Here is a 12,512-nt window from a genome sequence, read left to right as displayed (position 1 = left end):
GCTGCATAGCCACTCTGCCAAGGCGCCTTTTTAATTCAACACTTTAGGGACTTAAGTAAATCGCACCGCTGTGTTCGGGTGCCTACTTTACGGATTGAGGAGAGATAGTCAAACAAAAAAGTGAATTTAAATTCCGTTTGCTGACATTTAAATCAAATTGCTGCATGTTCGATCTCTTCAATCAAAAAACACACAGCAAAATGGATTAAATTTAGGTGTCGTACGTTACCACTTCTTCATGAAACGACCGACAAGACTTGGGTGATACGCCCAACAATGGTCAAACATGGTCATGAGTTGAGGGTTACCATACTTAGAAAGACTCACCGCATGGAAACGGTTTTTGTGTTCTTTCAACTTTTCAACTTGAGCAATCATTTCGTCAGATTGTTTCGGTGCAATGAAATCCGAAAGTACGATTAAATCTGCATTTTTGTATTTATCACCCGTCATCAAGTCAATCGATTTCATGAGAACAGGTTCTAGATCCGTACCGCCATGGAATGAGTAACTTAAGAAGTCGCTCGCTTCACGTAGGCCATCTTGCCTTGTTAACTCATAGGTAATCTGCTCAGAAGAGAACAGAATCACGTAACAGTCTCTCTCTTCCGCGAGAGCAATTTGCATTAAGGCATAAGCCATAGCTTTGGCAGACTGCTCAGGGAATCCACTCATAGAGCCCGAAGCGTCCACGCAAACGATAAACGGGCCCTTTTCAATATCGATGTTCTTGCTATCTGGCTTTTGCGCTTTCACTTTACGTAACGTGCGTGATTTACCTTGCGAGCGATAGCTCAGTAAACGCTTGTCGGCCAAGTGCTTGTAAAAGATAACCTCAAGTTCAGGGTAAGCTAGAAACATGGTTTCGTTTGGCAGCATCTTGTTGAGGTCATCACTTTCGTGAATCCCAACAATATCATCGACCGCTTCATCGCTTTTCTCTTCAACCATCTGCAATTCTTCTACAGGGGCTTTGTGTAGCGAAGGATCATCTTCCTCACCAGCCATACGGCCCAGCTTTTCAGCGATCTCTTGCAAGCCCTTATGCTTATTCAAGAACTCAGCATGGCGCTTCATGATGGTAAGGTCTGTTTTGCTTAACTTGGCAGATGCCATGTCCCACAAACGCCCTACACTGCCTTCATCACCCGACTCCGTCACTTTGTCCATGTTTTTCATGGTTTCCATGCGCAGATAAAGATCGGCTAAGACTTTTTCTTTGCTTGTTTCAAGCTCGGTTACTTGAGCTTGCTTAATCGCATCAGAAAGTGATTGGTACCATTGGTCACAAAAGTAGTGTGGAAACATCGCATTATAAACGCCCTTATTGTTCTCCATAAGGCGTCTAGCTTGTAGATAAAACGCTGAGTGCCACTCCAGTTTTTTGATAACGCTGTCAATCTCATCAAAGAACTGAGGTTCATCCCAGTAAATGACTTCTTGGTAAAGTGCGATTTCCTCTTGGAATCGATCAGTTTCACACACTTTAGTTACGCGCTTTTTGACCTTACCACGCCATTTAACTAAGTGATTTTTGACTGATGTTTTTACGCCTTTATTCTCAGCAGCCATCATGACTTGAGAGCGAGCAATGAGATCGTTCATCGCTGTATCAATGATTCCTGAATCAGCCACCATCAAAGCGAGGTTTAAGCCGTCTGCTCCTAACATATGCTCTCCCCTTACTCGAAGTACTGACTCATAAACTTAATACGCTGAGCAATCTTTGCACTCTTCACTTTCGTGGTTTCAAGATCTTGCGTTACCGCTTGCAAACTTGCTTCCATCGCTTTCGGTAAATCAGGGTCAATATAGTTATGAGGTAACGCATCATGGAATTCAGTACGAACGCGTTTTAACTTGAATTCAGCTTCAGTTAACTGCTCTAAGGCTTTCTCAGCACCACTCAACCACTTGTTATACAGTTCTTGATCCAAACCATCTGTGGTAACAACGCTCACCAAGACAGAGCGATTGGCAATGTCTTTAATCACTAATTGGTTCGATGCATCCAAGTCGAGTTTTAAGCGGCATAGGTTTTTATTTTCGTTTACGTAACCGTAAATATCACCGTGGCCTTCTTTAAGAACACGATCAAAATCGTCTTTGGCTACGTATACCCAACGACTATCACCTTTCTCAGATTCAGACACCGACATGTTGCTTTGCAGCATAACGAGTTTCACTAGATTGTATGCACTGCCCACGCTGTACATTTTCGCGTTCTTGATATCATTCTGGTAAACGTCTTTACGCAACAAGCCGCTGGTTGATTCCATAGAGAGCGAAACTGATAGCGTCGATTCAACATCGTCTTGAATCTCTTCTAACTCTTCACGAGACATCTCAATTTGAGCTTTCGACTCTTGTTGATCAAACGCTCGGTTCAATGCAAAGTCTTTCACCACGCTACGAACTACATCGCGCGATTCAGGGCTATGCCATAAACAATCCTGCAGAAGCATGATATCTAGCGGGTTCACGCTATCGCGGCCACTGAAGAACGCACTCGCTTTCAATAGTTTAACGGCCTTCTTCCAGCGTCTATCCGATACATACAAGTCTGACTCTGAGGCTGAGCCTTGCTTCTTAACCGTCTCTTCAAGCATGGTTTTCAGTTCATACAGCTTGTTAAACGAGTTATCGGTCAGCTCTAGCTTGTCGAGCTCTTTCTGCCATTGATGGTACTCAATGTCAGTGATCGCCAAACCTTTTGGAATCACAGCTTCTTGAGAAGTACCGGTTGTCAGCATTGATTTGAAATTTTGTTTGTTTTGAATACGGTTAACAAACACGCGAACCAACATACGGTCATAAAGTGCTTCTAGGCCGCTGTCTTCATCTGGAAGTTCATTAGATGCAGAAACCAACAAGCGCATAGGTACGCGTTCAATGTCACTGCCATTCTTAAATGTTTTTTCGTTCACTACAGTAAGCAGTGTGTTTAGGATTGCAGGGCCGGCTTTCCAGATCTCATCAAGGAATACAACTTGTGCTGTTGGTAGGTAACCTTCGGTCAGCCTTACATAACGACCGTTGTCTTTTAATTCTTGGATACTTAGCGGGCCGAACACTTCCTCTGGCGTAGAGAAACGTGTCATCAAATATTCAAAATAACTACTGTTGTCAAAAGCCTGAATAAGACGTTTTGCGATAAGGCTTTTTGCGATGCCCGGAGGGCCTAATAGGAATACACTTTCGCCGGCGAGAGCCGCCAGTAAACAGAGCTTAATCGTGTCTTCTCTTTCATAGACACCATCGGATAGAGCATGCGCTAATTTATTGATTCTTTCAGAGAGTAGCGCTTTGTCAGCATGTGAGGAAATAGAAGGGTTCATGCGTTACTCCGGAAATCTTTTAACTGTTGAGAGTGTAGATATGTTTTTATACATTTGTTAGCACTTTGTTACAAGTGTATTTTATTATTGAGTTGCATTTATATCAGACGGTTACGGTTATAATTTTGGCGCAATCATAGATTCCAATTATGAGAGTAACATCACGAACGGCGTGAAACTAAATCTATTGCTAACCCTAATTTTTCTTTTATTTTCGACAGCATAGACGTTATGGTGGTGCACGTCTTCCGTTATACGAAAAATTGGCAAGGAATGTGGCCAGACTGCATGAGTAAAGTTATCCATAAATGGAAAAGTATTTCTCTCATAGAAGAGAACGTGACGCTCCCTACGAACGTCATGGTAAAACATACAACAATCAACCACCCTGGCGCGGCCGTTATTCTTCCTATCACTTCGTCTGGAAAGATTATCCTCATTAATCAATTTCGCCCTTCTCTCAAAAAGTGGCTTCTAGAGTTACCTGCAGGCACGATGGAAATTGATGAGACACCTCTTGAATGCGCGCAGCGCGAACTGGAAGAAGAAACAGGTTACAGTGCAACTTCTTTTCAAAGTTTAGGGCAAGTTACGCCTTTAGCTGGCTTCTGCGATGAGATACAGCACCTATTCGTCGCAAAAGACCTAAGCCTCACTACCCGCTTTGAATGTGATGAAGATGAAGTCATAGAAGTGATCGAGCTGAGCTTAGAAGAACTACACAACAAAATACGACACGATCAAATCACCGATACAAAAACTATCGCTTGTTTAAGTAAAGCCCAACTCTGCGGCTACCTATAATACTCTAGGAGAGAAACATGGACTTTCGTTCTGATACCGTAACTAAACCCTCACAAGCAATGCGCGATGTAATGGCAAACGCAGAAGTCGGTGATGATGTATATGGTGATGACCCAACAGTAAACGAGCTTGAGCAGTGGGCAGCCAACGAAACGGGCTTTGAAGCCGCGATGTTCACCTCTTCAGGTACGCAAGCCAACCTACTCGGCCTAATGGCGCACTGTGAGCGTGGTGATGAATACCTATGTGGTCAACAGGCGCACAACTACAAATACGAAGCCGGTGGCGCGGCGGTATTGGGCTCGATTCAACCTCAACCAATCGAGAACAACCCAGACGGCACTTTAGATTTTAAAAGGCTTGCTGCTGCGATTAAGCCAGACGACAGCCACTTTGCTCGTACTAAGCTGCTTAGTTTAGAAAACACGATCAATGGTAAAGTGCTGCCAATGTCTTACCTAGCGGAAGCTCGTGAGTTCGTAAACCAACATGGTTTACAGATGCACTTAGACGGTGCACGCATATACAATGCGGCAGTCGCGTTAGATGTTCACATTAAAGAGATCGCACAACACTTCGATTCTATGACGATTTGCTTATCGAAAGGTTTAGGTGCTCCGATTGGCTCTATGCTACTTGGTAGTAAAGAGTACATCGCTAAAGCACGTCGACTACGTAAAATGGTCGGCGGTGGTATGCGCCAAGCAGGTATTCTTGCCGCAGCTGGTAAGATGGCTCTAACAGAGAACGTGACTCAGCTTAAAGCAGACCATACGAACGCAAAAAACCTAGCGATTGGTTTAAGCAAGCTAGAAGGTTTTTCGGTTAACCCTGATTTCATTCAAACCAACATTGTATTTGCGAAGTTAGATGAGTCCGTGGATATAAACCGAATCGCTCGCGAGCTGAGCGAACAAGGCATTACGATGTCACCAGGGAATCCTGTTCGCTTTGTTACTCATAGAGGTATCAGTTCAGAAGACATCACTACTTTCCTAACAAAGCTAGAAAATGCGCTTTAGCTCTTAATAAAATTATCACTTATTGCAATTAACACTAAAGCTTCCTTCGGGAAGCTTTAATTTTTCATCAAATCTGTTAGACAATTCCACAACAAAACCAGCCTTCGACACCTGTAGGTTTTCTAGAAAACACACTAGATTGACTGGAACAGAACGCAATCTCGTTTTGGCCTATAAGAATACCTTCTAAGAATCACCCCTACATTTAAACATTCAATTAACCTTTGAGTTTGAGTTTCATTAATGACTTAAAGCTTTGTCTATTCACTAAAGATAAATAACTTAGTAATAATAACGTCAAGCTCTTATTTACCACGCATACGGTAATTAAAACTAGAGTTAACCTTCCCTACAACATTTATTTAAACAACTAATTTCAATAGATAAATGTTAGATAGGTTCTCTCCGAAATTAAAATTTAAAACCGATAAAATCAACTTATAAATTGAATTTTCATATTAGCTTTTCCGTTAATAACACAGTAACAATTGTGATGACAGCTGCCATAGTAAAACTCAATACACTCGACGTAGACCATACTTCTATTATTATCAATTAAATAAAAACCTCTCGTCAACTCAAACGCTGGGGGTAAACTCCACTATCTAATTGAATATAATATTATTATCCAATTATTTAGTCTCTTCTGCTCAGGTTAAAATCATACTAAAAATCATACTTCTCTTAAATAATAAACTTTTTTTACTACTTCACCATTTTTTAAAGCACATATAGTTTTCAAAGTTAAGCAACAAGTTACATTCAACCGTTGAGAGGTGAGATTATGGTTAGAGCATTTCGAATTCTTCATAACTTAATCGTCTCAGCGTTAATTTTCAGTCTGTCACTTTCATTATATGCCAGTGCTAATAGCTTAACGTTAGGAATTAGCGGTCAGATCAAAGACCGATGCGAAATAAACTTCCTTTCTGGCAACATTATGAATTTTACGGAACACCGTGATGTGCAATCGTTGCCTTTTAATATTTATTGTAACCGTCCGTTGGGTATAACGATCAACTCAAAATATGGAGGCTTAAAATATCAACATCAAGGGTTTGATATTATTGAAAGTTACAATTTGTCATTACAAATAGACGAAATTCGTCTTCATGAAAGTAGGCACAGTAGCCAACTTACTTCACCAGTAATGATAGACAGTTCTGGTGTTATTCCGTTCTCTCAACAGGGGAATCTTAGGGTAGCACTCGAAAATAGCTTGCATTACGCAGGTTATTATCAAGACGTTATTGAGATCGAAGTTTACCCTTCGATTCATAGCGTAACAAAGTGAAAACTCTGCAATGTATCTGCAGAACAACATACGCTCAGCATTATTCGAGCCAATCATTTAAGATAAAGGAATTTCTAATGAAAAAGCTAACACTCTACGCAGCAACAGTCACAGCTATTTTTGGCGCTCAAGTCCAAGCCGCTCCAGGAGATGTACAGTTAGTTGGATTTGTTTCACCTGTATGTGAGGTTACTGGTCTTTCAACGCAACTTATGGACTTTGGTAACGTATCTCAAATTCAAAACCTTTCTGTTAGTGGTCTTAACATGAAGTGTAATGACGTCGATGGTGCAACTGTGACACTGACAAGTGCTGAAGGTGGTCTAGAGTCAGACGATAGCGAAGACTACGCTCTTACCTACGATGCAACATTCAATCCTTCAGGTTTAGCTCCTTTCACGCTTAATGCACCAGGGGGCCCAGGTCTAAATGACGTTTCAGTCAGTAATTCTTATGGCGGTTCTGGAGCATTAGCGACAGGTGTTGCCGCATCTATTGATATTGTGACGACAGAAACCTCCCCATGGGCAGGTGGCTACTCAGATACATTAACTGTAAATATCACCTCAAATTAGAGGTTAATAAGTCGGGGGCTATTATTTGGCCTCCGACTTAATCTCATATCAATATCAATATCAATATCAACGACATAAGTTTAATTTGGAGCTCTTCGCTATGTATAAATGGATCATGCATAAATGGATCGTTCTTTTCCTATTGTCACTCACTTGTCTGTCCGCTCATGCGTTCAAAGTCGAACCGATGTCTATGGAAATGACACCGCTTGGCAAAAGAGCTCAAATGACCATGAGGATTGAAAATTCTTCAACCGAACCACTCACGGTTGAATTGTCTCCAGTATTTATGACCATGAACGAATATGGCAAAGAGACCACGACGCCTGCAGATGACGAGCTATTAGTGATTCCGGTGACCGCAATAATAGAACCTGGACGATCGCAATCCATTATGGTGCGGTATTTGGGCGATCCTTCCATCACAGAATCTAAAGCCTATCGCATTGCTGTTAAGCAAGTAAAAGTTCAAAGAGCGAGCAGTAATCAAGGGCAAGTAAGTCTTTTACTTCAGTTTAATACACTTATCAACGTCCGACCTCAGAACACGGCTTCTCAGCTAGAAGTCAAAAGTATCGAACAAAATGACAAAAGGAATAAATGGGTTCTTGAAGTACTTAACAGTGGCAATAGTTATGGTCGATTAACCAATACAACATGGAAAATATCTGATGGTAAAAATTCAACCTATTTAAAAGGCGTAGAAATCGCAAAACGAATTCCGGGAACTTTAGTCCTTCCCTACTCCACGCGTTTTTTTGAAATGCAGCCTCTTAAAAATTATGACGTAAACACCCTATCGATTGAAATAGAGCAGGATCAATAGTAATGAGACGTTATATTTGGGGAGCGCTCATTTCTTGCTTTCTGTGTGCACAAGCGTTTGGCATAACACTGTTTCCAACCGTCATCGAACTCAACACCGATCACCGGGCAGCATCTCAACTGGTTGTCACTAACAACTCAACACAAGCTCTCCCACTTGAAGCTAACGTTCGTCGTTTGAACTTCTTATTAGATGGCACGTTCGAGACATCTGATCTAGCGAGTGAAGAGATGTTTGTGTTTCCACCAGCGGCGATGTTAGCCCCCGGAGAACGTCAAGTATTCCGTATACAATGGTTGGGAAACAGAACACTCGAAACCTCTCAAAGTTATTTCATTCGTTTCAGTACCGTGAATATTGGACAGAACAACGCGAGAATAGATAAGCCCATCGGTTTAACCACCGGTATCAATTTGCAAGTTCACTACAATGCGTTGTTGCACATTCACTCATCCTCGTTAGAACCTGACGTGAAATTGCACGTAGATAAACAAGGCAAGCTAACACTGACTAATTCAGGGTCACGATTTACCTATACATCGTTACTTCATTTTACGGGGCTCGAATCTCAGAGCCAAAAAGTACATGCGGCTTTAGGTGAGCAATTTATTCCACCACACTCCACTATTACTTTCCCTTCTTCTTTAAATTACTTACCAATGGGCACTTACCATGGGCATGAAAACTGAAACCCATCACAAGATGTGGCAAGTTTTGTATGTCTTGGGATTAGTACTTTTTTATTGTGCCGCCTTAAGCCCTGCAGCTTGGGGCCAGGAAATGGTTTTGAATCAAACAGGGCGAGATATTCAACTTACATCTTTGCTAAGGATAAGTGACACCATACTGGGGGAAGCGGACATTATCATTACCGCAAACAACGAGATCTTGTTACCGAAGGAAAGTACGCTTTCTCTCCTTTCTTCCGTCGTAACTCATGAAGGTATTGGGAAACTCAATGACACGACAGACGATGAGATGCTGTCTCAGCATCATTTTGAGAGCGTAGGATTAAATCTGAGTTTCGATTTCTCGTCATTAGAATGCATCGTGACGGTACCACCTGAATTTAGCTTAACCCAACAACTGTCTATGAACGGCGCAGATGATTTTTATAACTATGCCGAACCAAGTTTATTAAGTGGATACGTTAACTTTGCCCTTTCGGCCAATGAGACCCAATATGTGGATCAAAATTCGTCAAGGCAAGATCTCTATCGCGGTCAATTCGACTCCGCACTTAACATTGGTTTTCTAAACTTTGAGTATGAATCCTATCTAGAAAACAGCTCATCACAAGATTCACGATACGTAAGAGAAGGATCTCGCCTTAATATTGACTTTGCCGAACAAGGAACACGACTTGTCCTCGGCGATATGTACAACAGTGGTCAATCTTTTCAGGACAGCACAGACATACTTGGTATTGGTTTAACTCGAGATTTTACGCTCATTCCAACCAGAAATGCACGGCCACGAGCCAATCAATCATTCACCCTTCAAAGGGCTTCAAATGTCGATGTCTATATAGATGGGATCGCAGTCCAACGATTAACCCTCGGCGCTGGTAGCTATAACCTTAGTGATATCCCCCTTGCACAAGGTAGTAATGATATTGTACTCGTCATCACCGACCGCTCCGGGAATGAAGAACGTATCGAGTTTTCTATTGCAACCGGTAACGACTTGCTCAATAGCGGTGAGTTTGAATATAGCATCATGTATGGAGCGCCTTCTGAATTACAAAATGGACAACTAGAGTACCTAACCGACGAGCGTATTTTCCATGGTTATATTGATGTGGGTATTAGCCCTTGGTTAACGTTGGGTACGAACTTTCAAACCCGTGAAGATCTTTATCAATATGGTGCCACCGCGTTACTCGCTTCTATATGGGGCGTCACTGAACTCACTGCCTCTCGTAGCGAACACCCTACATTTGGAATTGGCGACGCTTACAAATTTGCATTCGATGCGGAGTTTTCCAATACCAACACTCTGTCCCCACAACTGAGTTTTAGTTATGAATATCTGGCCAACAATTTTACTGGGGTCTCAGGGTTTGATACTTCCGATATCGATATCAACTTAACCACTCATTATGTGTCTGCATTCAGCTCCATTTACCTTGGTCAGTCTTTACGTGCCGCCATGACCCTCAATTACCGATCAGGAATAGACAAAGAGAACGATTATTGGCTGATTAGCCCGAGTTTATCAGACGGACTGTTTGATACTCCCGCTACCTGGAGTGCACGCGTTAACTATCGACATAACGCAAGCGAAGACGATGACATCAGCACGACTGTCACCATAAGTTGGCCTCTTAGTCGACAAACTCGTGTTGTCGGTCGTTACACCACAGAGCTCAATGAAGCCGCCTTAGATTACAGCTATCAGAATAATATTGGTAACACAGGAGGGGTGTCGGCGTTTGCGAGTGTTATTACTAACGAAGAGACGGATGCCGATATGGATGCTGGGATTAACTACACGGCCAACCGTTATGAATTGAATGCGACCCACGCTTCGCGGCTTGAAGAAATTACTGGTGAAACACGAAACCACAGTACCGACGTAACTATTAATAGTTCACTTGCTTTTGCAGGTTCATCTGTGGCAGTCGGCAGACCAGTACGCGAAGCGTTTGCGATTGTCACTAAACATAAGAGTCTGAAAGAGAATGACGTGGCTATCGATCCCACAAGAGACGGTGAGTACGCACGCGTTTATCTTAAAGGAGATGCAAGTGCTATGGTCTCAGACCTTGTAGCTTACAATGGCCAAGTAATCAGTTACGAGGTCGATAACTTGCCGCCAGGGTATGACTTAGGTGATGGCGCTTTTTGGATTAAGCCGGGTTATAAACGGGGCTTCCAACTCCAGATTGGATCTGATGCTGTATTAACCGTTATTGGCAAGCTATTCGATCGTCAAAGTAACAACCCTATTTCACTTGTCGCTGGTGTAGCACATTACCTTGGTGAGGCAAAACAGTTGCCCATTGACTTCTTTACCAATCGTAACGGCATATTTGCAATCTCTGGATTAAAGCCAGGTAAATATCAATTGGTACTAGACACTAAAGAACAAGAGTCAGTCATCATTTCCCTCAGTGAACGCAGTGACAACTTGATAAGACTAGGAGATGTATATGTTGAATAAACACGTACTTTGGGGATCCTTTTTCCTCATCGCCACAAACCATCTGCCTTATGCATTTGGGTGTGAAGCTAATGCGTTGACTATTCAACCCGTCTCATCTAAATCACAATATGATGTTTTCAGTGCAGGCACATTCGCGACAATTAACACTTACCGAATAGATGCAAACATAATTGGCGAACCATGCGAGTTAAGCTTAATTTTGCAGCTTAACGATACCAGTCGCTCGTTAAAAGGGTCGAACCAAGACAAACTCAACTTTGAGTGGTCAGGGCAGATTGGCATGCCGGTTGCTAATCAATGGCACTTATCATTAACCGATAGCCACCCTTCGGCAACGATACAAATGCGATTTCCGAGCAAGCAATGGTTAGCGTCAGGAACCTATCGAGGGCTTTTAGAAGTCTCGCCTTCTTATACCTCTGATAGTAAACAAGTGGAAATTAGCCCTAGCTCCATTCCGGTATCGGTTAACGTTCCGCCTGCTGCGAAAATTCATTTTTATGGATTGACCCAACAACATTATGACCTTGATCTAGGGACATTATATTCAAACAAGATTATTCGCTCTGCACCTAACCTATGGGTTCAAAGCAATACAGCTTATACCATCGCATTCGAATCATCCCATCAAGGAATGCTACGTCATGAATCTAATGAGACTAAGTGGGATATTCCATACCAACTTTCCCTCGATAGCGACAGAATAAACCTTGAGCAACTGGATGCGAGAATTCAACGTCTTTCCGCAACGATTGGTCAACCTATTCCTTTGAATTTTGTCATTGGTGAAACAGAGAACAAACCAGGAGGGAAATATGACGATACATTACAAATTTCTATTGAACCTCGACTTTCACGGCAACCATAATTATGCAATTATGTAAAAATTAAGCCGCAGAGCTCAATTTTATAAAACACAACGTCATAGAATCAAAACTTGATTTACCAGGCTCGGGATAAGTTATGCATAGAAATAATTTAAAGCACATGCTCCTAATTGGTGACAACGGTATTAACAACCAGTTTATTCAGCGCGAAATAGAAAAATACAGTGATTTTTCTTTTAGCAGAGAATGTATGACAAGCATTGGCCGCTCGAGTAACCGTAAGACTTTCGATGTCATCCTTATTAGCTACTTACTATTAGCAAATATCGAAGATATCAACATCATTTTATCAAAAGTAGAGTCAAATAAATGGGTAGTCTACGATGTTCCTGCTGACATTACCGGACAGAGTATTACCGTAATGCAGTTATTCAACTTGTTTGATATAAAAGGAATCATATATCAGGACGCTCCTGTTGATCACCTTACCCGTTGTCTAAAAACAGTGTGTGACGACGATTTGTGGCTACCGAGAAAGTTAATGTCACATATTCTATCTAATAGACACGATTACACTTTCAAGTCAAAAGTAATACTATCTAGCCTTACGAAAAGAGAAGTTCAAATATTTAAGCGCGTGATTAGAGGAGATTCAAAT

The 12,512-nt window shown here is 41.9% G+C and carries 11 protein-coding genes; 9 read left to right on the top strand and 2 right to left on the bottom strand.

All coding sequences use genetic code 11. The features are described from left to right. Positions 1–225: 225 nt before the first annotated feature. Positions 226–1,671, bottom strand: coding sequence for an ATPase RavA stimulator ViaA (gene viaA, locus A142_RS06305; RefSeq protein WP_019822309.1), 1,446 nt, complete (start codon positions 1,669–1,671; stop codon positions 226–228). Between the two features lie 11 nt (positions 1,672–1,682). After that, entirely contained in the window at positions 1,683–3,338 is a 1,656-nt protein-coding gene (locus A142_RS06300) for an ATPase RavA domain-containing protein (protein WP_019822307.1), read from the bottom strand. Between the two features lie 288 nt (positions 3,339–3,626). Between A142_RS06300 and A142_RS06295 the strand changes: the two genes are divergently transcribed. The 9 genes from A142_RS06295 to A142_RS06255 all read left to right on the top strand — a co-directional run. Next, on the top strand, positions 3,627–4,142 hold the full coding sequence (locus A142_RS06295) for an NUDIX hydrolase (RefSeq protein WP_029405452.1): 516 nt from the start codon (positions 3,627–3,629) through the stop codon (positions 4,140–4,142). 17 nt (positions 4,143–4,159) lie between these two features. Continuing rightward, on the top strand, positions 4,160–5,164 hold the full coding sequence (ltaE, locus tag A142_RS06290) for a low-specificity L-threonine aldolase (protein WP_019822304.1): 1,005 nt from the start codon (positions 4,160–4,162) through the stop codon (positions 5,162–5,164). Between the two features lie 769 nt (positions 5,165–5,933). Next, positions 5,934–6,458: a hypothetical protein gene (locus A142_RS06285; protein ID WP_019822302.1), complete on the top strand. Its 525-nt coding sequence runs from the start codon at positions 5,934–5,936 to the stop codon at positions 6,456–6,458. A gap of 77 nt (positions 6,459–6,535) precedes the next feature. Next, positions 6,536–7,033: a hypothetical protein gene (locus A142_RS06280; protein WP_017080976.1), complete on the top strand. Its 498-nt coding sequence runs from the start codon at positions 6,536–6,538 to the stop codon at positions 7,031–7,033. 100 nt (positions 7,034–7,133) lie between these two features. After that, positions 7,134–7,859, top strand: coding sequence for a molecular chaperone (locus A142_RS06275; protein WP_029405451.1), 726 nt, complete (start codon positions 7,134–7,136; stop codon positions 7,857–7,859). 2 nt (positions 7,860–7,861) lie between these two features. Beyond that, positions 7,862–8,548, top strand: coding sequence for a fimbrial biogenesis chaperone (locus A142_RS06270; RefSeq protein ID WP_019822294.1), 687 nt, complete (start codon positions 7,862–7,864; stop codon positions 8,546–8,548). Next, positions 8,532–11,024: a fimbria/pilus outer membrane usher protein gene (locus A142_RS06265; RefSeq protein WP_019822292.1), complete on the top strand. Its 2,493-nt coding sequence runs from the start codon at positions 8,532–8,534 to the stop codon at positions 11,022–11,024. Before A142_RS06270 ends, A142_RS06265 begins: the two co-directional genes overlap by 17 nt. Continuing rightward, positions 11,014–11,895: a hypothetical protein gene (locus A142_RS06260; RefSeq protein WP_029405450.1), complete on the top strand. Its 882-nt coding sequence runs from the start codon at positions 11,014–11,016 to the stop codon at positions 11,893–11,895. The genes A142_RS06265 and A142_RS06260 overlap by 11 nt, the downstream gene beginning before the upstream one ends. Positions 11,896–11,990: 95 nt before the next feature. Beyond that, a partial coding sequence (locus A142_RS06255; RefSeq protein ID WP_019822288.1) for a response regulator transcription factor occupies positions 11,991–12,512 on the top strand: 522 nt, incomplete at its 3' end.

The sequence above is a fragment of the Vibrio splendidus 12E03 genome, from assembly GCF_000272105.2.
Taxonomy (GTDB): Bacteria; Pseudomonadota; Gammaproteobacteria; order Enterobacterales; family Vibrionaceae; genus Vibrio; species Vibrio splendidus_I.
Note: the sequence above shows the minus strand (reverse complement) of the source record. Positions and strands in the feature narration are given on the sequence as shown.

What these genes read in the sequence shown, in the direction of transcription:
- viaA (WP_019822309.1), bottom strand. Translation starts at nt 1,671, where the DNA reads ATGTTAGGAGCAGACGGCTTAAACCTCGCTTTGATGGTGGCTGATTCA.
- A142_RS06300 (WP_019822307.1), bottom strand. Translation starts at nt 3,338, where the DNA reads ATGAACCCTTCTATTTCCTCACATGCTGACAAAGCGCTACTCTCTGAA.
- A142_RS06295 (WP_029405452.1), top strand. Translation starts at nt 3,627, where the DNA reads ATGAGTAAAGTTATCCATAAATGGAAAAGTATTTCTCTCATAGAAGAG.
- ltaE (WP_019822304.1), top strand. Translation starts at nt 4,160, where the DNA reads ATGGACTTTCGTTCTGATACCGTAACTAAACCCTCACAAGCAATGCGC.
- A142_RS06280 (WP_017080976.1), top strand. Translation starts at nt 6,536, where the DNA reads ATGAAAAAGCTAACACTCTACGCAGCAACAGTCACAGCTATTTTTGGC.
- A142_RS06275 (WP_029405451.1), top strand. Translation starts at nt 7,134, where the DNA reads ATGTATAAATGGATCATGCATAAATGGATCGTTCTTTTCCTATTGTCA.
- A142_RS06270 (WP_019822294.1), top strand. Translation starts at nt 7,862, where the DNA reads ATGAGACGTTATATTTGGGGAGCGCTCATTTCTTGCTTTCTGTGTGCA.
- A142_RS06265 (WP_019822292.1), top strand. Translation starts at nt 8,532, where the DNA reads ATGGGCATGAAAACTGAAACCCATCACAAGATGTGGCAAGTTTTGTAT.
- A142_RS06260 (WP_029405450.1), top strand. Translation starts at nt 11,014, where the DNA reads ATGTTGAATAAACACGTACTTTGGGGATCCTTTTTCCTCATCGCCACA.